General features: G+C 39.0%; 20 protein-coding genes. 17 read left to right on the plus strand and 3 right to left on the minus strand.

Annotated elements, in window-relative coordinates; genetic code table 11:
* The first annotated feature begins 4 nt into the window (after positions 1-4).
* The 4 genes from IGI52_RS02770 to IGI52_RS02785 all read left to right on the plus strand — a co-directional run bounded on the left by IGI52_RS02770 (position 5) and on the right by IGI52_RS02785 (position 2,909).
* On the plus strand, positions 5-295 hold the full coding sequence (locus IGI52_RS02770) for an OadG family protein (protein WP_438780412.1): 291 nt from the start codon (positions 5-7) through the stop codon (positions 293-295).
* Positions 296-307: 12 nt separating this feature from the next.
* Positions 308-649, plus strand: coding sequence for a biotin/lipoyl-containing protein (locus IGI52_RS02775; RefSeq protein WP_438780413.1), 342 nt, complete (start codon positions 308-310; stop codon positions 647-649).
* 15 nt (positions 650-664) lie between these two features.
* On the plus strand, positions 665-1,795 hold the full coding sequence (locus tag IGI52_RS02780) for a sodium ion-translocating decarboxylase subunit beta (RefSeq protein ID WP_438780414.1): 1,131 nt from the start codon (positions 665-667) through the stop codon (positions 1,793-1,795).
* Between the two features lie 127 nt (positions 1,796-1,922).
* The gene (locus tag IGI52_RS02785) at positions 1,923-2,909 is read left to right on the plus strand and encodes an aromatic acid exporter family protein (RefSeq protein ID WP_438780415.1); all 987 of its coding nucleotides are present in this window, start codon (positions 1,923-1,925) and stop codon (positions 2,907-2,909) included.
* 276 nt (positions 2,910-3,185) lie between these two features.
* Here the strand turns inward: IGI52_RS02785 and IGI52_RS02790 are convergent, their stop codons facing one another.
* Both IGI52_RS02790 and IGI52_RS02795 read right to left on the minus strand, forming a co-directional pair.
* Positions 3,186-3,869, minus strand: a complete 684-nt coding sequence (locus IGI52_RS02790) for an IS630 family transposase (protein ID WP_438782221.1) — start codon at positions 3,867-3,869, stop codon at positions 3,186-3,188.
* The gene (locus IGI52_RS02795; RefSeq protein ID WP_438780416.1) at positions 3,851-4,300 is read right to left on the minus strand and encodes a helix-turn-helix domain-containing protein; all 450 of its coding nucleotides are present in this window, start codon (positions 4,298-4,300) and stop codon (positions 3,851-3,853) included. The genes IGI52_RS02790 and IGI52_RS02795 overlap by 19 nt, the downstream gene beginning before the upstream one ends.
* 613 nt (positions 4,301-4,913) lie before the next feature.
* Between IGI52_RS02795 and IGI52_RS02800 the strand changes: the two genes are divergently transcribed.
* From IGI52_RS02800 to IGI52_RS02820, 5 genes are all read left to right on the plus strand, one after another.
* A complete protein-coding gene (locus IGI52_RS02800; protein ID WP_438780417.1) occupies positions 4,914-5,615 on the plus strand; it encodes a response regulator transcription factor in 702 nt (233 codons plus the stop codon).
* Complete coding sequence (locus IGI52_RS02805) at positions 5,602-6,516, plus strand: sensor histidine kinase (protein ID WP_438780418.1); 915 nt, start codon at positions 5,602-5,604, stop codon at positions 6,514-6,516. Before IGI52_RS02800 ends, IGI52_RS02805 begins: the two co-directional genes overlap by 14 nt.
* Before the next feature lie 1,022 nt (positions 6,517-7,538).
* Positions 7,539-8,651 carry a tyrosine-type recombinase/integrase gene (locus tag IGI52_RS02810; RefSeq protein ID WP_438780419.1) on the plus strand — a complete coding sequence of 371 codons (1,113 nt, stop codon included), beginning with the start codon at positions 7,539-7,541 and terminating at the stop codon, positions 8,649-8,651.
* Positions 8,652-9,168: 517 nt separating this feature from the next.
* Positions 9,169-9,846, plus strand: a complete 678-nt coding sequence (locus IGI52_RS02815; protein WP_438780420.1) for a WxL domain-containing protein — start codon at positions 9,169-9,171, stop codon at positions 9,844-9,846.
* 67 nt (positions 9,847-9,913) lie between these two features.
* Positions 9,914-11,002 (plus strand): DUF916 and DUF3324 domain-containing protein, encoded by a 1,089-nt coding sequence (locus IGI52_RS02820; protein ID WP_438780421.1) that lies wholly within the window; start codon positions 9,914-9,916, stop codon positions 11,000-11,002.
* A gap of 148 nt (positions 11,003-11,150) precedes the next feature.
* On the opposite strand, the gene IGI52_RS02825 is transcribed toward IGI52_RS02820, so the two are convergent.
* A complete protein-coding gene (locus IGI52_RS02825; RefSeq protein WP_002346915.1) occupies positions 11,151-12,401 on the minus strand; it encodes an IS110 family transposase in 1,251 nt (416 codons plus the stop codon).
* A 396-nt stretch (positions 12,402-12,797) separates the two neighbouring features.
* Between IGI52_RS02825 and IGI52_RS02830 the strand changes: the two genes are divergently transcribed.
* From IGI52_RS02830 to IGI52_RS02865, 8 genes are all read left to right on the plus strand, one after another.
* A complete protein-coding gene (locus IGI52_RS02830; protein WP_438780422.1) occupies positions 12,798-13,145 on the plus strand; it encodes an LPXTG cell wall anchor domain-containing protein in 348 nt (115 codons plus the stop codon).
* Positions 13,129-17,835, plus strand: a complete 4,707-nt coding sequence (locus IGI52_RS02835; protein WP_438780423.1) for a hypothetical protein — start codon at positions 13,129-13,131, stop codon at positions 17,833-17,835. Before IGI52_RS02830 ends, IGI52_RS02835 begins: the two co-directional genes overlap by 17 nt.
* Positions 17,836-17,910: 75 nt before the next feature.
* Positions 17,911-18,141 (plus strand): hypothetical protein, encoded by a 231-nt coding sequence (locus IGI52_RS02840; protein WP_438780424.1) that lies wholly within the window; start codon positions 17,911-17,913, stop codon positions 18,139-18,141.
* Positions 18,142-18,903: a winged helix-turn-helix domain-containing protein gene (locus IGI52_RS02845; protein ID WP_438780425.1), complete on the plus strand. Its 762-nt coding sequence runs from the start codon at positions 18,142-18,144 to the stop codon at positions 18,901-18,903.
* A gap of 224 nt (positions 18,904-19,127) precedes the next feature.
* The gene (locus IGI52_RS02850; RefSeq protein WP_438780426.1) at positions 19,128-19,982 is read left to right on the plus strand and encodes a DUF6544 family protein; all 855 of its coding nucleotides are present in this window, start codon (positions 19,128-19,130) and stop codon (positions 19,980-19,982) included.
* A gap of 17 nt (positions 19,983-19,999) precedes the next feature.
* Positions 20,000-20,392, plus strand: a complete 393-nt coding sequence (locus IGI52_RS02855; protein ID WP_438780427.1) for an FMN-binding protein — start codon at positions 20,000-20,002, stop codon at positions 20,390-20,392.
* 245 nt (positions 20,393-20,637) lie between these two features.
* A complete protein-coding gene (locus IGI52_RS02860) occupies positions 20,638-20,775 on the plus strand; it encodes a hypothetical protein (RefSeq protein ID WP_438780428.1) in 138 nt (45 codons plus the stop codon).
* Positions 20,776-20,918: 143 nt separating this feature from the next.
* Complete coding sequence (locus IGI52_RS02865) at positions 20,919-22,031, plus strand: alpha/beta fold hydrolase (RefSeq protein ID WP_438780429.1); 1,113 nt, start codon at positions 20,919-20,921, stop codon at positions 22,029-22,031.
* Positions 22,032-22,158: the final 127 nt, after the last annotated feature.

Raw genomic sequence — 22,158 nt, forward strand, 5'->3', positions numbered from 1 at the left:
ATTAATGGAACATACAATTATGGATTCGCTGGGCTTAACTGTCGTAGCAATGTCGTTAGTCTTTCTTGTTTTATCTGGACTAATGTTTTTGATGCAAGTAACAGCAAGGATTGTCAATAAACCTAACGTGGTCGTAAAAGAATCGTCACTAAAAGTTTCCCAGACTACACAGCCAACTGTCATTCAATCTAATGCTAAATTAGAGCGTGTAGCGGTATTAGCTGCATTGGCTGAGGCAAGTGAAAACGAATCAGGCAAACACTATACGATTGAAAAAATCGAACGAGTTAGATAAGGAGAAGGTCAAATGAAACAATATGAAATCAGTGTAGATGGAGAAGTATATAAAGTGACATTACGAGAGATTGGAGAAGAAGAGGCTGCCCAAGTTTCAAAAACTTCAAGTGAGGCTTCACCAGCATCAATAGCTACAAGTAGTGGACAGGAAGTACCAGCACCAATGGCAGGAAACATTTTATCGGTTAATGTGAAGACTGGAGATACAGTCAACGTCGGAGATACTCTGGTTATTTTAGAGGCGATGAAGATGGAAAATGAAATCGTCTCACCGATAGATGGAGTTGTTTCAAGTATTCTTGTTCAATCAAATCAAACCGTCGAATCAGGTGAATTACTGATTGTGTTATAACAGTGGAGGGATACTATGTTAGAAATTTTTCAGCAGATGATTGAAACATCAGGATTTGCCAATCTATCATTCAACAATTTATTTATGATTGTATTAGCTTGTGTATTTTTGTATTTGGGAATAAAGAAAGAATATGAGCCTTATTTAATGGTACCTATTGCTTTTGGAATCTTGTTGGTCAACCTTCCGTTAGCAGGTTTGATGAGTGAGGCAGCTGCGAATAACCCTGGAGGATTGTTTTATTACTTGTATCAAGGTACTAACTTAGGGATTTATCCTCCTCTTATTTTCCTTTGTTTAGGAGCATCAACTGACTTTGGGCCGTTAATCGCTAATCCTAAAACGATTCTTTTAGGCGGGGCGGCACAGTTTGGTATTTTCGCCGCATTTTTCCTAGCAACAGCCTTAGGTATGACACCACAAGAATCAGGAGCAGTAGGAATTATTGGTGGAGCTGATGGTCCAACAGCCATTTTTGTTACAACAAGATTAGCTCCTCATTTGTTATCAGCAATCGCGCTTGCTGCATATTCTTATATGGCGCTAGTACCAATCATTCAGCCACCTATTATTCGTTTACTGACAACAGAAAAAGAACGAAAAATTCAAATGACTCAGTCTCGAACAGTTTCACAAACCGAGAAAATTCTTTTTCCAATTGTGACTACAATTTTCATCAGCTTAATCGTACCTAGCGCTACTACTTTGATTGGTTGTTTGATGCTAGGTAATCTGATTAAAGAGATTCGCATCGTACCTAAACTAACGGAAACTTTGACGAACTCGATGATGTATATCGTAACCATTCTTTTGGGAGTGACTGTTGGGGCAAAAGCGAATGGCGATCTATTCCTTTCACCAGTTACTTTAAAAATCATTATTTTAGGACTATTAGCATTTGCAGTTGGAACAGCTTCTGGCGTCTTATTGGGAAAAGTAATGTATAAGCTTTCTGGTGGAAAAATCAATCCTATGATTGGTGCTGCAGGAGTTTCAGCAGTTCCCATGGCTGCACGTGTTGTACAAAAAGTAGGACAACAGGAAAATCCCAATAATTACTTGTTGATGCACGCAATGGGACCAAATGTTGCAGGTGTAATAGGTTCTGCGGTAGCAGCAGGAGTATTATTGGCATTCTTTAGTTAATTATGTGCAATGTCGTTATAGAAACAGCTATCTTCGAAAATCGAGATTTTAATTTTTTGAGGTAGCTGTTTACCTACTTTAGGAAATTTCACCTGTTATGTAAATCGAGCAAAAAAAGGAGAGGAAGATGGAATTCATTCCTAAAATAAATCTAGATTACTGTAAAATGCATGCTTTGAGAACAGGAATCGGCAGCTCTCTTGCTATATTATTCGCAGAATTTTTCTCTTTAGAGTTCTCGTCTTCGGCTGGAATCATCACTCTACTTACTTTAGCATCTACAAAGACTGAAACCATTCAGTTAGGAATTAATCGGATAAGTACTTTTTTAATCACAATGCTTTTCACGCTAGTTTTTCACTTCTTTTTTGGAAATCATTGGTTTACCTTTGGAATCGTTTTGACAATTATCACCTTTATATTTAGTTTTAAGAATGTATTATCGACGTTATCTGTTAACGCTGTGTCAATAACACATTTGATGTTTCGTGATAGCATCACCCTACATGATCTATTGAATGAATTATATTTATTATTAATTGGCCTAGCAATTGCTATGATTGTTAATCAGTTTCAAGATTATTCTCGACAGAAGAAATTTTTAGAAAAATCAAAAAAAATCATCGAAAGAAGGTTTATTGATATCTTTGAAAAGATGGTTAAATACATAAAAGAAACTGAAAACAAAAGTGATATATGGGATGAGATCATTCAACTTGAAGGTGATCTAATGGAATTAACAAAAACTGCCGTTAAGTATCAACAGAATCGTTTACCGATAAAGGATGATTACTTTGTTGGCTATTTTGAAATGCGTTTGCAGCAATGCGGATTGTTACATAATCTCCATTACGAGATTAAGAATGTCAGGAATAATAAGGAAGCAATTCATATCATCAGTTTATTTGTTAATGAGATAAAAAAACATATCGAAGATCCATTTTTTTTTAGTGAACAAATCGATTATTTATCTGAGTTAATCGTTGAACTACAGGAAGAATATGTTCCATCATCAAAACAGGAATTTATCAATAAGGCACGACTGTATCATATTTTGAAAGATTTTGAGGATTTTCTCAAATTTAAAAAGAGATTCTATCAGTCAATCGAATGACAAAAAGTAATTTTTAATGCCAGTGCTAAGCAAGAATAAGAATCACTATCAATTACCTCTGCACAGGTGACTTTTACAAATAGGTGACTTTTCGGATTTCATTCAACCATTATATAATAAACAGAGTTTTCTAAGACCATATTGAGAACTTCAATTTTTGGCAACTCCAGTACGCCTACTGTAATCACTTAAATCACCCCCTCATTTTTACTACCATTCTAACACTAGCAACACAACGATGAAAAGAACCAAAAAAATACCCTCTATCAATTAAAGTCAAAATGACAGTGAAGGATAGAGCTTTTTTAATTTGATTCGTGCATCTGGCGTTGTGAACTGCCAATTTGCTTTCACTGCTTCACTATTTCGCTTAATTGTCCAAATTCTAACTTGTTTCCGAAACTTTTCTAAGTCTGGTAATGGTTTCGCAAGGGCTTGTCGACTCAAAATACCGATCTCGATTTCTGCCATGTCTAACCAACTGCCATGCTTTGGCGTATAGTGCCATTCAAATCGATTAACTAATCGATGCGCTTCTTCCGGTGGAAATGTCTTATAAAGTGATGTTGGTGTATGAGTGTTCAAATTGTCTGTTACAAGAATTATTTTTTCTGCCATTGGATAAAGAGTATCCGATGTATGTTTGAGTACATGAGCAAAATCGATTGCTTTTCGATGTTCAGACACGATGGTCTCTCGTCTTCCACCGAGTGGTTCAAATATCATAAAAACATTGGCTGTCCCGTTTCTTTCATATTCATAATCAACGTGTTCGGGTTTACCGAGTAATCCGGGAACTCGCGTTTGCTTGATTAATTGCCTGCTTGTCTCGTCAATACAGACAACCGGTAATAGTGGGTCATACGAGCGTTGATAAACATCGAGAATGTCTTCCATTTTTGAAACAAACTCCGCTCCAGCTTTAGGGATACACCATTCTTTTACGAGCCACGGCTTAATTTCGTTTTTTTCATCACATTACAAATAGTGCTATCTGTTACGTAATCCACGAGTTCCAAGCGAATAAGCTCATCAGCGATTGCTTGCATGGTCCAATGTGAATGCCCTTCTGGAGCTTTGGAACAAGCGATTCGACAAATTTGTGCTTCGATTTCTCCGGTTATTTTCCGATGACGATTTTCTTGCTTTTTCCGTCCTAGAGCAGCTTCTAATCCCTCTGTCACAAAACGTTTTGCGACACCTGCAATAGTCGCGGTAGAAGCGCCATATGCTTTTTGAATATCTTTATACGTCCAATCATTGGTGGGATAACAATCTAATTTAAGCAAGATTTGAGCGTGTCGAATGCGATAGCCTTTATCTCCAGATTGAATCATTTTTTTTAATAGCTTGCGTTCATCATCGGTCAAAGTTACTTTATATCTTGCCATAACCTGTTCCATCCTTTTTTACCAGATTATACCAAAAATATGACTTTAATTTCTAGGTGGATGGAGTACTAGAAACTCTGTTCTATAAATCTTTTAAATTGTTTTTGGCTTCTGAAGAAACTTAAGAAAGAAATAGATTAGACGATTCAACGATAGCATAGGACAAGAAGTGTTTCTTTGGCGCCCATTGGGTGAAAAAGCAGAAATCACTCATCAGTTGAAAGGAATTATCAAGGAGGAGTGTATGACGTATGAATAATCTAGGGTTATATAACAATTTTTATTTCATGGAATCAGGATTGTGTAAAACTTTTTCTGATCACTATTATGTATATCAAACCTTATTGTTTGAAGGTGGATCAACCAATGGCAACAACTTTTTAAATAAACAATGGAGTTGTAATAATAATAAAATTGTGAATTAATGTTCAGCTAATGTTGAACTAGTATTCAGGAAATAATTGTTAGTTATACTGTAAGAGAAATTTAACGAGAACAGGAGGGATAAAGTTCGGATCAACGGCTATTGCTGTTTAGTTAGTTTATTTGCCTATCATTTTTTTATGTGCTTGCTATATAATAATTCTTAATTAGACATTTAGAGGTGATAACAATGAAAAAAATACTAGTCGTTGATGACGAGATAGAAATTATAGAATTATTGAAGCTTTATCTAGAGACAGAGAAGTGCATAGTTCATGAGGCATTTGATGGGATGAAAGCATTAGAAAAGCTTGAAGACAATGATTATGACATGGTAATTGTTGATATCATTATGCCAAATATTAATGGGTTTGAGCTAATCAAAAAAATTCGAGAAGAAAAGAATATGCCCATCCTTGTTATTTCAGCATGCATTGATTCCTCTGATAAAATCTTTGGATTGGAGCTTGGCGCAGATGATTATGTTACAAAACCTTTTGATCCGATGGAAGTTGCTGCAAGAGTAAAAGTTCTATTTAGAAGAATACAAGATATTGAAGGGCGGAAAGCAATCGAAAAAAGTACTGAAGAGGAGTTTGTCGAAGTCAATCATCTTATATTGCATCTTCATTCGTGTAAAGTGACTAATAAAAATAATGAAACTTTTGATTTATCAGCTACTGAATTTAGAGTGTTAAAGAATTTCATGGAAAATCCTGGTAGGGTCTTCACGAAAGACCAAATATATCAATTTGGCTGGAAAGATTGTTTTGTTGATGACAACAGATTACGTGTCTTAATGAGTAAACTTAGAGAAAAAATTGGTCCTGAAAATATCAAAACGATTCGTGGATTAGGCTATCGAATGGAGCGATCAAATGAAAAAGCTTAGAAATTCAATTGTAAGACTATTCGTAGTTTCCTTTCTTTTGAGCTCAATAATCCTATCCGTTATTGATAGCTTTTTTACTCGGTATTCAGAGTCCATTTCTAGCGAAAGCAACATGATTTTAGCGTTGATTCTTTATCCGGTATTAGAAGGACTCGTAGTAATTCTTGTTTCATTTTTGTTCTATTTTGGTGTTACAAAGAGGATTAAAGAAGAATCGGAGAGAAATGTTAAACGACAAAGTTTTCTTTTCGCAAATATCTCCCATGATTTGAAAACACCTCTGACTAGTATTGTGGGATTTTCTAAAGCTATACAACAAGAATTAGTAACTGATTCTGAAGATATAAAGAGATTAACAGGCATCATCTATAAAAAGGCTATTTATGCTAATGAGCTTTTAGAGCTACAGTTTCAATACTCAAAACTCAATTCTTCTGATTTTGAGCTACAAATGAAAAATAATGATGTTGCAAGCTTATTGAGAGAATCATTGGCAGAAAATTACGACTTAATTGAAGAACGAAAGATTCAATTAACTGTTGAAATACCGTCCAAACCCTTTATTCAAAAATGCGATGACGTTGAAATGAAACGGGTATTCAACAATCTGATATCAAATGCATGTAAACATAATCCAGAAGGCACACATATTCTAGTTGAAGTATTAGAAGGGAAAAATGAAACGACTATCCTATTTGCTGATAATGGGAATGATATTGCATTAGAAGACAGAAAACGAATTTTCGAGCCATTTACAGCTAATTCGGAGTTACAAAAAGTGGGTCAAAGTAGCGGATTGGGTCTTGCAATAACAAAGTTAATAGTGAAAAAACATGGATATATGCTTAAGTTAACTGAGAGCGAGTCACCTTATACTAAACAATTTGAATTAACAATGTAAAAAAGAATCAAGCGGAAATACAAATATTCAAAGTGTTTTCATTTTTTTGATTAATAACTACTGTGTACCTTACTATCTTCTGATAGCTGAAAAAGTATACTCATAGTACGGAAACTATGTAATTAGATACTATTACAATTTCTACTTGAGTGCGTATCAAAGGAAACAAGGAACAAAAGACTCACTTTTTTTGAGAGTATCAATAATTGGAAATGAAAATGATGCTGACTGAGAAAATCTTTTTGGAGAACCCAAATAGGCAGAATAGAGGTTCTCCCCTTTTTCTTAGTATTTGGAAAAGAGTATCCAAGTGATTAACAGATTTCGTAAGATTTCATTCCAAGTTTGTTTAAATAGAAAAAGTTGATTTTTTAAGAATTTCGAATGGAGATTCTTAGTGCAACACTTAGGATCCTCTCGAAAAGTAAATATATACCATTGTAAGCGCTTTCTTAAGCGATGCTTATTTTTTTTGCCGATTTTACAAAAGTTCTAAACTATCAGCACAAGAAGAATTACTATGATGACTTGTGTGTCATTTTAGCAGTACTTGCATTCGGCTTAACAGGGTCAAGGTATGGCGCATTTTCTCAATACTCCATAAGCGATCAATTTTAACGAGTAAAGAAAGGTTTCAAAAGTAGATGAAAAAAGAAAACAGAAGTACTTAGTGAGACAAAGAAAAAAAGCTAAGGAGTTCCTAGCGGTGTAATGATTTCATTCTAATTGGAAAAGTAAATAAATTATGCTTTTGAAATAAAAAATTTAACTTATTTTAAGCAAAAATAAGTTAAATACCTTTTAAATAACTAGTATTCTTTTCTAATTCTCATTATGTTTCTGATTTCATTACAAATTATAAAATACTTGATTGGTAAATGCAATAATAATTTAGAATTAATTTTGTTTTTTTAGTTAATACGCGAATAGTTCTAAAAATCGATTAATTCAAACTATTTTTAATAAATTTTCCTGAGCCGTCAGCTTTGCCCGTCAAGTCAAATTGAAAGAGTGGTTATTTTATGTGCGAGACAATCAGTAAAGGAAAAAATATTTATTTAAGAAAAGACGGTCGTTGGGAAGGACGCTACGTCAAAGGTAGAAAAAACAATGGGCGTCTGAAATATGGCTATGTGTATGGAAAAAGTTATGAAGAAGTGAACAGAAAATTGATCCCATTACGGCAAGCATCTGAAAAAATGGTTTTGTTGTATGGAAAAAGCTTGATGAACTATGAAGAATGGATCAACGAATGGAAAATGGAAGTTAAAGGAACAATAAAAGCTTCTACTTTTTCCGACTACAATTACAAAATCAATAAGTACCTAATCCCATTTCTGGGTCATTTTTCTCTTTATCAGTTGAATATTGATACGATCCATGAACTGATTACCCACCTCCAAGAAGACGATCTTTCACCGAGTAGTATCAAAGTTATTGCTCGCCTTTTAAGTCAAACGCTAAGACGAGCACTACAAAAAGGATTAATTACAAGAAATCCATGTGAAGGAGTTCAGTTACCAAAGAGTACACCAAAAAAAGTTCGTGCGCTTACTTTGGAACAGCAGCAAGCCTTAGTTAAGGCTGTTAATACAATGAATAATGATAAAGGACAAGCTGTCATTCTTGGGTTGAACACAGGTATGAGAATTGGTGAGATAGCTGCATTAACTTGGAAGAATATCGATTTTCAACAGGAGATCATTCATGTGACTCAAACATGTCACCGTCTAGCTATAGAAACAAACGGGAAGTCTTGTTTGTACTATGACGCAGTAAAGAGTCTCGCTTCCCATCGTATTATTCCAATGAATCAAAGTACAAAGGAGATATTACTGAAGCTGAAAAAGAGTAGTGTCAGTCCCTTTGTCTTTTCTGTGGGAGAAAAGGGTTGTGAACCACGACTATTAACCTATCACTTTCATAAAATACGAAAACTGGCAAAAGTTGAAGGTATTCATTTTCATCAACTCCGACATACTTTTGCTACGCGTTGTTTAGAAGCCAATATTAGTGTACCTTCTGTAAGTGCGCTGTTAGGACATTCTTCTACTAAGATGACTTTGGATGTCTATTCTGATTCAATGCTGAAAGAACGAGTTTTAGCTGTTCATGCAATAGAAAAGATAGCTTGATTAGAAAAATAAGCCTTCCTTAAATTCCTTTTCAAAATCAATGAAAGAGGACTTTAGGTGAAGTCTTTTTTGTTTTTTTGATGTAAGCGCCAACTATTAACCTGTAGAGTACGCCATTTTACTTTTTTCACTAGAATCAATTATTCAAAAAAATCATTGGTAACAGAATCGATCAATTTTCAGTGCGCGTTATTTTATAAAGAGTATCATTCTACAGATAATAGTCAATCAAACCCGTCAGGGATCCATAGCCGTATCGTACCGGGCTTTTTTTTCACTATCCTATTTTTGCTTAAAACAAGAAATGTTTTGAATGATTCAAAAAAATCTCACTGAGTAATTATAACACTTCTCTGATTTTATGTAAGTTAATTAATCAAGTTCTCAAAGGAAGTAAATTTCAACAAGGTGTTGGGATAGGAGAGATTTTTTTGACAATCACTGAAACCTGCTAAAACAACTTCCTATCTAATAGGTCGTTTTTTAGAAATATAAGAGAAAAGGGAGAGAACAACAAATGAAAGGTTTAAAAGGAAAAGTATTAGTCAGTGTAGCAAGTCTATCGATGTTAGGGGTTGCGGCGTTAGGGAGTGTGAGCGCGTTTGCGAATGATATGGAGACAGGTACAACGGTCTATTTCAATGGAGATAACATTATTCAACCTCCAACTCCAAGTACATTAGAATTGAGAGCTGTACCCGGTTTTAGTGATTTTGGAGAAATGGCTGCAGCGACAAGTGGTGTACAAACAGCTACGATTACACCAACGGGTAGTGGGTTTGTCAAATTAGTTGATGATCGTACTAATGCTGACACAGATTGGTCTTTGAGTGTAAGTGCCTCTGAATTAACAAGTACAGATAATACGTTAACAACTTCAAATGGTAGCATCCGTTTAGATACATCAGGTGATGTAAGAGATTGGATTCCTGGACCTTCATCCTCACCATTGCATCCAGGGACAGTTAGTCCGGGAGCTACAGCAGTCACAGTTGCTCGTCATACTACTCCGGCTACGATTGACTTAGATTTGGCTGGCGCTTCTGAAGTCGTTGCCTCATCTACTGCAGGTGCTCGTCAAGGATTTGCAGTTCCAATCAACACCATGATGTTAAGTGTGAATGATGCCCCAGCTAGTTTCGCCGATAAAACATTCGAAGGCGTTGTTACTTGGTCGTTAAGCGATACAATTTAATTCGGATTATTTTGAAAGGGAGAAGAGATGTTTTTTCTCTTCTCCTTCGTTAATTAAGGAGTTTGCTATGAAAGTAAAATTAACAAAGTGGAAATGTCTGTTGCTTCTGCTATCAATACTAACAAATATCTTTTTTTCCGGGATAGTGTATGGGGATTCAACGGAACCTTCTGTTGGGAAAAAGGAGATTCCCCAAGCGAAAAAGCAGGAGAAGGATGAAGGAACAGGTTTTACGGTTTCTCCAGAAATTCCAGAGAATCAAGTGGATCCAATGAAAGGTTTCTTCTTTATAAAAGTGACTCCTAAAAAAGAGCAACAGTTGAAAGTGAAGATTCGAAGCACTAGCAAAGAACCACACACAGTGACTGTTCGTGTGAAAAATGCCTACACGAGTCAAAATGGACAGATTGATTACGACGGAAACAACTTCAAAAGAGATAAAACGTTGAATCATTCTCTAGAGGAAATGACCACTGTATCAGATAAAAAGGTAACAGTGAAGAATTTTGAAACGAAGGAAGTCACGATTACCTTGAAGCCACCTGCGAATTCTTTCAAAGGGATCAAAGCAGCGGCGATATGTATCATGAAAAGTGAAGAGAAAGGGAAGAAAGCAGGAATCTCTTCTTCCTTTGGCTATCGAGTGGGCTTAGTCGTCACTGAAGAAGAAAATGAAGATTTTGACTACTCCACTGCCAAATCACTCAACTTCCTAAAGGTCAAGCCAACGGTTCACCAGGGAAAGCGGGTCATCCAAGCACGGCTACAAAACCCAGAGCCAAAAATTCTCGATGATTTCTCTGTTGAGACGAAGCTTCGGGAAAAGGGCAGTGCGGAGGTTCTGCGGAAACGGACAACTAATGATATGCGAATGGCACCGAATTCTCAGTTTGACTTTGCGACGAATTGGGGACTGGATCCGATCCAACCAGGCACCTATGTCCTATCGGTGAGAGCGACTTCTAAGAATGAATCTTGGAAGTGGGAGAAGGAATTCACCATTGGCGAGGAACAGGCGAAGAAGATCAATGAAGAAGCTTCGTACACTCTGACGTATCCGAAATGGGTACCAATAGTGGTCATTTTATTAGGCGTTGTGACATTAGTCGTTATTGGCACACTCTATGTTCGCAGAAAACGCTGGGAAACAAGCTAAGTTCATAGAAAGTCTAGTGGTAATAAGTCAAGATAATTTTTCAAAAGATTTTTAAAGGTAGTTAATTTTTGAAGCGCACTGAACTAAACCCGACCAAAATTAAAAATTTTTTCGGGTACTTCCAAGGATTAGCGTCAATAACATACTGTTATTTATCTATCACGCTCCTTGGTGGCATATAGAGTTGATGGTTACGTAGTAGCGTATCCACCAGACGCGTAAATTTTCTTGCGGTTAGTACGATGGCTCGTTTGTGTTTATGCTTGGGTGTTTCAGCGTATTTTTTCTTATAATACGCATGGTACTCAGGCTCGTATCTCCTTACGGAGTTGGTGGCTTCAACTAGATAATAACGGAGATAACGATTGCCTCGTTTGGCCATAGGAGTATTTTCATACTCAGAGTTACCTGATTGGTTCTGTCGCCAATATAAACCGGCATATTTAGCCAATTTGCTTTCATCTGAAAAGCGATTGATAGGGCCAATTTCAGCGAGTATACCCGCAGCATAAACAGGACCGATTCCTGGAATACTGGTTAAACATTGATATTCAGGTAGCACAACGACTAAATCGTCAATGGCTTTGTCTAAGTCTTTAATTAACTTTTCAAGACTACGAATTTCTTTGGCTAGAACACCCAAAACAATATCTACAGAGTCCTGATGGACTTTTCCTAACCGGTAGGAACTACGTATGGCTTTAGAAATTGCCTTTGCAATTCCTTCGGGATTTTTAAAACGATACTTCCCTAGTTTTTGAATTAGGTTCGCAAACTCTTCTAATGACAGTTCGGCAAGTTGGTCCATTGTGTAATCTTCCGTCATTAGAGTTACTAATGTGGCACTTAAAACGGATCCACCTTCTGCTTTTAGTTCTTTAGAAAGCGTGTTGCATTTATAATAAATGTTTTCGATAAAGTGTTGCTTTGTACGAACCAGCTGTTTAATTAGCTGATAACGCGTTCTAGTTAAGTGTTGGAGGGCAAGGTATTCTTCCTCTTTAATGATGGAGTTGACTTGCCTTTGGATGCGAAAATAGTCAGCGATATAAAAAGCATCAATTTGATCGTTTTTGTTTTCTTCAAAAATATCACGATACTTTTTAATTTTATTTGGTTGTTCAACTGAAACCATAAGGTTCAATTGATTTAACTCAAGATCTTCTTTAAAAAACATAGCTGGATGAAAGCTATATAAAGATGTGGCCTCCATTCCAATCACTAAGCTCTCTATCTCAAATTTTTGAGAAAATTCGAGAATGTATTCTTTGATCTGGCTTGCGCCAAGTTGACTATTTCCATAAGATGCTTCTTTTAAAACAGAGCAAGTTGAATCGTCTGTCATAAAGCAAGCATCTAATTTTTCAGAACTAACGTCTAAACCGACAAATAGTTTCATGTGGAAGGACCTCCTTTCATTGATTATTCGGAAATTGCTTGGGTACTGTGGGATATCCCAGAATCACGTTGTCTAACGACAGCCTCGCATAATAGAGTTTCATTCATTAAACCTCTAAGCCACCCAATCTCTACTAGGATTGGTAGAGGTCAATGGACTCAGCTAGTGTGTTGGAGGTTATACCAACGGTTCGGGTCACAGACTTTCTGTCGCAGTAAAACTGCAGAAGGTGATAGCGTCTTCCCGTAAGTCCTTTCCAAGACTTATTATTCAGGAATATCCTACAGTATCCAAGTAGTAATCGTTATTTTATTTAAACATATTAGGAATAGCCCCTAAGGGCGATTGAAGGAATGAAAGTTTCTTCAAAATATATATTACGAGGAAGGTGGACTTATGTACAAAAAATTAGCCAAGTCACTGGTCTTCACAGGACTTCTGTGGGGAATGGCTTGGATGCCTTCATCGGTTCATGCCGATTCGATGGAGACCGGGGTCGCAGTGACCTTTACTGCTGATCCGGAAAAACAACCGCCAGCCGATGATGGTGGCAGTGGCGTATTACCTGTAACGAAAAAGGCCAGTGGCTTTGGTGTGACACCCTTGTCTAACAAACGGCTGCCTTCTACAGGGGAGGAGTATCAAGCGGTGCTGGCACAGCTAGGCTATCTGGCAGTATTGATCGCGCTGATAGCGTTCTTATTAACGAGAAGGTGGGAGAAAGCAGATGAAGAGAAACAATAAAAAAATCTTACACGGCTTACTCGCAGCGAGTCTGTTACTGAGCGCATTGGCACCAAGTCTGGTAATAGCGAGAACGATAACGTCAGAAGAACCAGCGACCAGCACCACTAGTCCGACCACTTCCAGTGCGCCTGTGGAAGCAACTTCGTCCTCTGTACCTGAGGTAAGTTCGGAAGAAGCGCCAGAAGTAAGTCCAGAAGAAGTCACCGTGGAGCAAAACTATGAGGATAGACTTTTAAAAGACACTAAGGAAGCAACGTCACCACATCCGTCTATTACTATAGAAGAAAAAAAGATAGTAGCCGACCAATTGACCCTCAAAGGAAAAATCAAAGCTGGTGGTGAAGCTACTTCTCAAACTGAACTAAAAGCACTGAACCTCCAACAAAAGAACGGCGATACTTGGGAAGCGGTCAAGGCATTTTCGTTAGAACAGGAACGGGAATATCTGCTTAATGAAGAGTCCTTGGACTTTGATTTATCAAGTCAAATAGACTCATCAGATACTGAGTATCGGATCGTCGCAGATTATGACGTGACAGCGTTGGTGGATGGGAAGCCAAGGAAGAAAGAAAAGCATAAGGGACATTTTCCAGTGGAAGAAGTGGAGCGGGTGACGATGGAGAGTACTTTAGAAGAGGATACGGATTCAGAGGAAGAAGTTTGTCTGAAAGAGACAACCATAGACTCACGAGAATCGTCAAAAGATTCATCAGAGACTGCCACTGAGGAATCAATTCAATCGACTAGGGATGCTTCTGATACTCCAACCGTAAGTATGCCCAATAGAGATGCAAATCCAGTAGTCTTGCCTCCTGCCCCCATACAAAAAATATTAGAACTGACAAGTGATACCAGAGATGTTCCAACATTGAGGAGTGGAAACCCACTTTTACGTTCGACTATTGTTGCTGGAGATGGGCAAGGCTCCTACACAATAGGCACAGATTCTACGCAGCCTTCAATGACGATCGATATCAGTAGCATTACTAATACTAGTTTTGACTTTTCACTTGGTTGGCGAGGTCGATACGATTCCACTGAGGAAAACTGGGATGCTTCACCTAAAGGCGGTCTTGCAGTTTTTGTATCCACAGAAAGCGTATGCCCATCACTACCTAATGACCTTATCTCAGCGAATCTATTCTATATTGCTTCTGACTTCGCTAATGATGGTGGTAGTAGTCATAGTGGTTCATGGGCTAATGGACTAGGCAAGGCTACTGGACTTGCTCCTGGGAGAAAGTATTATGCGCATTGTTTGTATCAAAGAGTAGCAAATGAGCAATGGTACCTTATGGGGACATATGGCAGAGTAATAACGACAGGATACCAAGAGATCTATAATGTTTCCACACCAACAGTCGATGTAGTATCGCCTACTGCTATTAGGCTGAAAAAGGGTAAGTATTGGGGAGATATTTCCCAAAACGAAAACGATGGAGAGTATCTACTGAGAAAATATGGAGGAACCTGGGATACCGTCAGAAGTAATCTAATTCATGAGAAAAAAAGGAACGGGGAGTATGGAACAGGAACTGACCCAAACAATCGCTTGCTAAACAATCTCGAACCGGGAACGAAATATGAGGCGCGTGTCAGGTTGAAAAATGCAATAGGAGCGTACACAGAAGGGGGGCTGTCCCCTATAAATGATACGCTCGTTACCCCTGTCTCTCTAAATGAGATTAGCGTAACAGAGAAGAATACCCCGACCACAGCAATTAATGCAGAGGTGAAACTTGAATCTACTTTCAATATGGGAAATGGAGAGGCACAAGCACGACCTAAGCGACTTGATGATGGCGGTGCGGAGGTAGTACTTAAGAAGGGAAGTGGTAGTTGGACGTCAGTAGATAGATCAGCTATCGCTTTCCCTTCAGATGGAAAGATAACTTTTTCCTTTAAAAATCTAGATGCAGCAGAGAGCTATACAATGCGTTACAGATTGAATAATGGCGAGTATTCTGAGTGGAAAGAATATAGCTTTAAGACCGAAGGAATTTCGCCCGTAATACACAACTCAGACGATCCAGCAAAAGCAAAACTGATAGAATTTGAGCAAGCCATAGCAACCGCCACCTCGATAAAACTGAAAGAAGGAAAATATAAAGGGAATGTGAGCCGAGACCAAGGGAAGCTGACTCTTCAATCTGGACATGTCACATCAGGAACGGAATGGAAATGGGAGACGAAAACAACCGAACTTCCGACCAACCACGGTGGGAATGGGAAATATGGTAGTTATGAGATCACGGGTCTAACGCCCGGAACAAAGTATGGGGCGCATGTGTATCTGAAGAAATGGGGACGGGAAAAAACACAAACCGCAGATACTGACTATGGTGAAAGCTCGGCGTATGCTAGCTTTGTTACGGCGAACAAGCTTGGTGATTTTACAAATAGCAATAATCCCGACTCCACGACTGTCGGAGATACTACTACCTCTGCGGAAGCATCTTTTTCGACTTCTTATGAAGCGGCTAATGGCACGACAGCAGCATCAGGAAAAGCGCATCCTAATATGATCTTTGTCCAAGTATCAACAGACGGTGGCAACGTGTGGAGTGAAGTGAAGACTACTGCTTCTGCTGGAGAACCAAAGCTAGAGACATCAACTATCGATAAAGCGAACCAGAAAATTAGTTTCAAGATCACGCAGTTGAAGTCAAGAACCAACTACATGGTTCGAGTAGCCGCTAAGACAGAAGGCGTAGTATGGACAGAGTTTCAAGAATCAGAGTTGTTCACGACTAAGGCTACTGATCCTAAGGCAGATACGCCAACTCTTGAGCAAAGCGATGCAAAGACTACAGAAATCCAAATGAACCATGGAAGATACACCGGTGATGCAAGCAAAAACCAAGGCCAACTAAATCTAAAAGTTGGTGCTGATTCTTCGAGCTGGACGACCTTAACCACAGAGTTAGGCTCCATCGTTACTAGCAGCCTATATACTGGCTATACTATTACTGGCTTAAAAGCGGGGACTAAGTATGGTGTTAATTTAAGGTTAAAAAAATGGGGTAAAACAACGACTGATCTTACTGAGAGTGATTATGGTCCATGGTCGGGCATGGGGTATTTTGTTACGCCCAACGAATTGAATGGATTTAGTAATTCGAATAAACCCGCAGAACTGGGTATTGGTTTGACAGAGACCTCTGCGACAGCTTCTTTTGAGCTGACCTATAAAGCTGCAGAAGAGTTCGCGCCAGAAGCATTGGCTAAAGCGCATCCAAAAGAAATATCTGTAGAAGTAAAAGAAGCCGGTGGTACATGGAAAATAGCGAAGCCTAATGCTCCTGCTGGTGAACCTAAATTGGAAACTTCACGAATAGATGAAGGCAGTAAGAAGATCATATTCAAAGTAACTCAGCTGAAAGCAAAGAAAGAGTACGAGGTTCGAGTAAAAGGGAAGACCGAAAACGTGGTGTGGACAGCTCTTCAAGGATCAGACAAGTTCACGACCAGAGCGGTTCGGCCGATTCTAAGTCCGCCGACTGTTGATCAAAATACAGCAACGCCAAATTCGATCGAGATGAATCCAGGATCTTATACTGGAGAAATCTATTCAGTACCGAATCAGGGGCGCGTAGCTACGGAGTCTTATAACAATGATGGAGGAGATAAAGATTGGGCTTTACCAGTGGATGATCTGAATCATAACGATGTTGCGAAAACTTACGAAGGCAGGAAGCTAACCGGTCTTACCCCAGGAACAAGATATACCGGCTGGGTCTCTTTCAAAAATTATGAAGGGGATGACTGGATAGATCGCGAATTCGCTAAGAAATTCTATACAACGAATGAGATAGAACGCAATCTACCTACTCCGAACTTAGCAGTTCCGCTCTCCAAATTTGAAGCAACAGCGGAATTTACTGGAATGAGCTATCAAGCCGCAGAGGGAAAGCCTGCTCAAGTAGCAGCACATCCGAATCGAGTGAAGGTACAAATTAGTACGGATGGCGGTACGAGCTGGGACACGCTATCAGTTGGCGGGTCGGGGCCACGATTAGACTCAGCTTCAGCTATCGAGATAGGAACAAAAAAAGTCAACTTCAAGATTCTAGGTTTGACGGAGAATACTTATTATGCTGTGAAATACAGTGTCATCAATCAAGGTGGCGAATCGCCAGTGTCTAATGTATCAGGATTTACTACTCAATCTAGGGCTGCTGGCTTCTACATCAACGAAGCATCAAATTTTGACTTTGGCACGGTGGAGTATTCAGAGAGTAACTCGACCCATCCGTTGACAGAGCCGACAGGTGAGGCGTTTGTAGACTTTGAGAATATCGATGTGAATCAGAACTGGACGTTGAGTGCCAAGATGGAGAAGCTAAAATCAACGGCGGATGCGAATTATACCTTGCCAGGTAGTAAGATCGTAATCGATAAGCAGCTGGTCGAAACCGAGGATGATGGTGCGACATGGAACCCTGCGAACAGTAGTAAGTTCAATTCGACACTGGGGATCAGTAATGGGGGGACACCCATTGAATTACCCGCAGATGGTGAGACGAGTGTGAACTTGTTCAAGACTATAGATCCTACGTATGGACAAAGGCGCTTTAGAAGTATCATGGATCGTAGTGAAATCAAGCTCGTCATCCCCGGCGGTATTGGCCGTCGAGGGGATAGCTATGAAGGGAAACTTGTCTGGCTGATGGATGATCTTCCTTAGAGGATCAAAGAAGTATGAACAGTGAGAAGGGCTTCAACTCCGTCCTTCTCACTGCTATTGAAGGGATGAAGATGAATGGAACGCTACAGCTGGATGATTATCCTCGCAGTAATCGCTGGGATTGCCTTGATCGCGTTCTTTGCCTTCTTGTTCAAGGACATGGAGCTGGCAAAGAAGAAGACCGGGCGAAGGAAAGGGCTGTTGTTGAATGGGGCACTGTTACTGATTGCAGGCATCTGTATTGTCCTGTCGATCTATCTGTACTTTGACATTCAAGAACAGCTGAGAATTTTAGGAAATATTTAGATGAAAGAAACGATAAGAAGAATGAGGAAAGAGGACGGTGAAGGAATGCGACCAATATTGATATTAACCAAGAATTTATTGGTAGAGCAGCGACTGCAGGAGGTCTTGCAGCTATTGGATTATGAAGTCTTTTGTTCAGTAGAGGTATTGAACTTTCTAAAGCATGGACACATGAACGAACAGGACCGGAAACAGGCGTTATTGAACTATCAGATGATTATCCTTAGTGAGACCCTCTCGGATCATGAGATCGAGGTTCTGTTACCACAGCTTTGTTCAAAGAAGCAGGTGGTCGTCCGAAAGTATGCGGAGGAGCCAACCGCTAAGGACAAGGAGCTACTGTCAGAGTTGGGGATTCATGAGTGGCTATTGACGGATGAATCAATTGATCAGCTGCGAGAGAAGCTTTCGATCAGCTTAGCCGATTATCAAAAGGATACGTCGAACATTGTCTTTCTGTACCGAAAAGAGAACGAAGAGAAGAGCGCTGCTCAGCTCGTCTCGCGTAGTCTCTCGAAGCGAGAATGGGCGACACTGCAATGTCTTGTGAATGCCAAAGAAAAAGTCGTATCCAGAGAGGCGCTCTGTAATCATCTATGGGGAGAAGCACCGAACAATTCTCACTTATCCCAATTATCCGTCCTAATTAAAAGGCTCAAGGATAAGTTGGAGTGTGCAGGTTTTGAGGAATCTATCACGACAGTCTGGGGCAAGGGATATCATTTCTCCAATGAGAGTATTGAAAAAGAGATGTTCATATAAATGAATCCAGCGGGGAATCATACACAAATAATTGAATAAAGTGAGATGACCAAGGAATGTGGGCATCTCCTTTTTATTCGGGTAACTTCTCTTTTTATAAAATAGGTCTTTCGGCTGATATCGAACAGAGATACCCTATGATATGATTTTTTATAGGTAACTAGTTACCTATATTGAAGAGTTGTTTCTTATCAGAACGATCACTTACTACTTTTGGAGGAGCTATGAAGAAGAAAATGCGAATATTTATTGGACTGTTACTTGTGATTATAGGTGTATTCGTTATTTACGAGAGTATCAGCTATTCACCGGTGAAAAATGAGTTTGCACAAAATAAGGAACGACTTCTTGAAAACGAAAAGCCTCGTTCACCAGGAAAGTTTTCTGAGAATGAATTGAAGAAGTACCCAGAGGCATTAAGAAAGTATTTTAGTGTTTGCGGCTTTATTGATAAGCCCAAAATGTCCTACTCTTTGGCGAAGTACAAGGATGTTGATTTTGTCTTGAATACCAAGCAAAAACCTTTGAAAACTACATACGAAAGAGTAAATGCGGGATTCCATCCGAATGTTTTAGCATTTATTGATACGAAGTTTTACGGCATTCCGTTTCAGGGGATTGATTCGTATTTCAACGAAAAAGGTTCAATGAAAGGGGTATTAGGAAAGCATTTGACTCTTTTTGATGAATCTGGTGAAGAGTTTTATACAGGAAGTTTAGTGACTTATTTATCAGAGAGCTTGCTAGTACCGACAGCTGCGCTTCAGCTATTCATTACCTGGAAGGAAATCGATGACCGAACACTTGAGGGAACCTTGAACTATTCTGGCTACGAAGTAAAAGGAATGTTCTATTTTAACGAAAATGGGGAATTGGATAAGTTTACCACAAATGATAGGGTCTCAATCGATTCATCTGGCAATCGAGTAAAAGCACCGTGGAGTGCACTTTTTTCGGATTATACTTCTGAAAATGGGATGCGACATCCAAGACATCTCAAAGCAATTTGGCATTACAAAGCTGGCGATTCTGTCTACTTTGATGGCAAAATGACGTCGCTAGAATATGGTTATAAATAGAAGATGGAGGGCAACGAATGATGAAGAAGGCACGAAAAAGAATAATCATTGTTTTAGCGACACTAATCACGATAGGTGTCTGTATTTATGGCGGCGCATACTTGTATTCGAAATGGGCAGTATCGAAAATAGAAATAGTGGAAGTCGATCTATCTAAGGTTGCGGATGGGGTGCATACAGGGTCAGCAGCTGTAACGCCTGTGAAGGTTCGCATGTCAGTCAATGTGAGGGACGGAAAAATCGAGGACATCAAGCTATTGGAACATCAAACGGGATTGGGGAAAAAAGGGAAAGCCGTTTTATCCGATATCGTAAACAAACAATCGTTGGATGTAGATACAGTCAGTGGCGCCACGCAAAGTAGCAAGACACTGATTAAAGCTGTTGAGAATGCATTATTGGAAAAATAATTTGAATAGTGAAGGGTGGCAGGCCAGCCATAAGAATGATGCAAGACAATAATAACACTAGGTGAAGAATGGATAGTCAGGAGTTTGCGGAAAACAGCTGTATGAAGAAGTCTAATGTCTGTTCTTCACAACATACCATCGGTTAGATGGGGCAGTATATATGATGCTGCAAGAAGTTGTGAAAGCCATAGCTAGTGCCGTAAGGAGCGCCACCAGCTGTGTTTGCCAATCAGGAAAACACGTCCATGCACAAGAAGACTTTTGACCAGATGGCGCAGGAACAGGTGGATTTTTTAAACGAGAGATTAGCAGGTGTTGATCAAGGGGAGTTATGGAAGTTTTGGGGATTATTACAATATTGGCTAGTACTTGGCGAAAAGTGAGCATTGGTTCGTCAGACGTAGCTCCTCTTTGACAGTTAATATTCAGTTAATGTTCACGAGACATTCCAGAAAACTTCCTAGCGTACAATTAGCTGGGAAATAAACTGTGTAGCTAATCCAGTTACACCAAGATGGAGGAAAAAATGAAGCGGATGATTTTAAAAGTTTTATTAGTTTTGCTAATTCTATTAGCTGTATTTGTTCTGGGGTTGTTGGGATATAGAGAGGTTAAGAAGCATAGTGTTCGTTCAACCAACACTGAAATTGTAAATAAAGGTGGGATTAGTGAACATCGTGAAGTGAAAATCAATGGCATGAAACAACACATCGCTATTGAGGGACAGAAAAAGGATACACCGGTTGTACTCTTCTTGCATGGCGGACCTGGAATGCCTATTCCATTTGGTGTAAGTTCGCGTGGGGCTTATACGAAGGCTACCAAGGACATTACGGCGGTTTATTGGGATCAACGAGGAGCGGGAAAATCATACGCAGATGCGAAAGCGAGTGATTTGACCATTGATCAAATGGTCGCAGACACGATTACTTTAACGAATTATCTAAGAAAAGAATTCAAACAAGAGAAAATATACTTGATGGGTGTCTCATGGGGGACGATTCCTGGGCTATTGGCAGTTTCACAAGAACCGCAATTATATCATTCCTATTTTTCGTATGCACAAGTAGTAAATCCGAAGAAGGGTGAGAGGATCGTCTACGATTGGCTATCTGGAGCTATTGATGATCCTGACCAAGAGCATTTGAAGTTTTCGGAGCAGGACCAAAAAAGGCTAAAGGAACTAGGAGCACCACCGTATAACAAAAAAGAGGATAAAGAATATTCTGAAATTATGAATCAAACACTAGGGAAAAAAGAAATGAAAACGGAAATGAGTGCTTACTTAAAGCCGTTACTATTTTCTCCGGATTATTCTCTAGTGGAAATCTATGCAACCATGATTAAAGGGCCAGAATTGTCGATGGACAATTCAAAATTGGCTGATGAAGTGAAAGAAATAGATATTCCTTCAATGGTTAAAAAAGTGGCTATTCCGATTTATTTTCTTAGTGGGCGATATGACCGAGTCATTCCAGTATCACAGGTCCGAGACTTCATGAACGATCTGGATGCGCCAAAGAAAGACCTGACCATCTTTGAGCATTCTTCCCACCAGCCATGCTTAAGGGACTTAACCAGTGTATTTAATCGAGTCAACTCTATCATCGAGGACGATCAGGATGACCGAAAGAATTAATATCTCTTGGTCATTCAGTTCGCTAGTACCAAACATATCCTTTTGCAAAAAATTTTCTGAGGCTATCTCAGGAAAAGATCACTGATGTTAAAAATAAAATAATCAAATGAAGCTTTTGTTAGGTGAA

The sequence above is a fragment of the Enterococcus sp. DIV0187 genome, assembly GCF_051713785.1.
In the GTDB taxonomy this organism is placed as follows: Bacteria; Bacillota; Bacilli; order Lactobacillales; family Enterococcaceae; genus Enterococcus_A; species Enterococcus_A avium.

Excerpts from the sequence above, each read along its gene's own strand:
- IGI52_RS02865 (WP_438780429.1), top strand. The coding sequence starts at position 20,919 with ATGAAGCGGATGATTTTAAAAGTTTTATTAGTTTTGCTAATTCTATTA.
- IGI52_RS02785 (WP_438780415.1), top strand. The coding sequence starts at position 1,923 with ATGGAATTCATTCCTAAAATAAATCTAGATTACTGTAAAATGCATGCT.
- IGI52_RS02850 (WP_438780426.1), top strand. The coding sequence starts at position 19,128 with ATGAAGAAGAAAATGCGAATATTTATTGGACTGTTACTTGTGATTATA.
- IGI52_RS02800 (WP_438780417.1), top strand. The coding sequence starts at position 4,914 with ATGAAAAAAATACTAGTCGTTGATGACGAGATAGAAATTATAGAATTA.
- IGI52_RS02825 (WP_002346915.1), bottom strand. The coding sequence starts at position 12,401 with ATGAAACTATTTGTCGGTTTAGACGTTAGTTCTGAAAAATTAGATGCT.
- IGI52_RS02805 (WP_438780418.1), top strand. The coding sequence starts at position 5,602 with ATGAAAAAGCTTAGAAATTCAATTGTAAGACTATTCGTAGTTTCCTTT.
- IGI52_RS02810 (WP_438780419.1), top strand. The coding sequence starts at position 7,539 with ATGTGCGAGACAATCAGTAAAGGAAAAAATATTTATTTAAGAAAAGAC.
- IGI52_RS02855 (WP_438780427.1), top strand. The coding sequence starts at position 20,000 with ATGATGAAGAAGGCACGAAAAAGAATAATCATTGTTTTAGCGACACTA.
- IGI52_RS02835 (WP_438780423.1), top strand. The coding sequence starts at position 13,129 with ATGAAGAGAAACAATAAAAAAATCTTACACGGCTTACTCGCAGCGAGT.
- IGI52_RS02820 (WP_438780421.1), top strand. The coding sequence starts at position 9,914 with ATGAAAGTAAAATTAACAAAGTGGAAATGTCTGTTGCTTCTGCTATCA.
- IGI52_RS02840 (WP_438780424.1), top strand. The coding sequence starts at position 17,911 with ATGGAACGCTACAGCTGGATGATTATCCTCGCAGTAATCGCTGGGATT.
- IGI52_RS02780 (WP_438780414.1), top strand. The coding sequence starts at position 665 with ATGTTAGAAATTTTTCAGCAGATGATTGAAACATCAGGATTTGCCAAT.
- IGI52_RS02830 (WP_438780422.1), top strand. The coding sequence starts at position 12,798 with ATGTACAAAAAATTAGCCAAGTCACTGGTCTTCACAGGACTTCTGTGG.
- IGI52_RS02775 (WP_438780413.1), top strand. The coding sequence starts at position 308 with ATGAAACAATATGAAATCAGTGTAGATGGAGAAGTATATAAAGTGACA.
- IGI52_RS02860 (WP_438780428.1), top strand. The coding sequence starts at position 20,638 with ATGCACAAGAAGACTTTTGACCAGATGGCGCAGGAACAGGTGGATTTT.
- IGI52_RS02845 (WP_438780425.1), top strand. The coding sequence starts at position 18,142 with ATGAAAGAAACGATAAGAAGAATGAGGAAAGAGGACGGTGAAGGAATG.
- IGI52_RS02795 (WP_438780416.1), bottom strand. The coding sequence starts at position 4,300 with ATGGCAAGATATAAAGTAACTTTGACCGATGATGAACGCAAGCTATTA.
- IGI52_RS02815 (WP_438780420.1), top strand. The coding sequence starts at position 9,169 with ATGAAAGGTTTAAAAGGAAAAGTATTAGTCAGTGTAGCAAGTCTATCG.
- IGI52_RS02770 (WP_438780412.1), top strand. The coding sequence starts at position 5 with ATGGAACATACAATTATGGATTCGCTGGGCTTAACTGTCGTAGCAATG.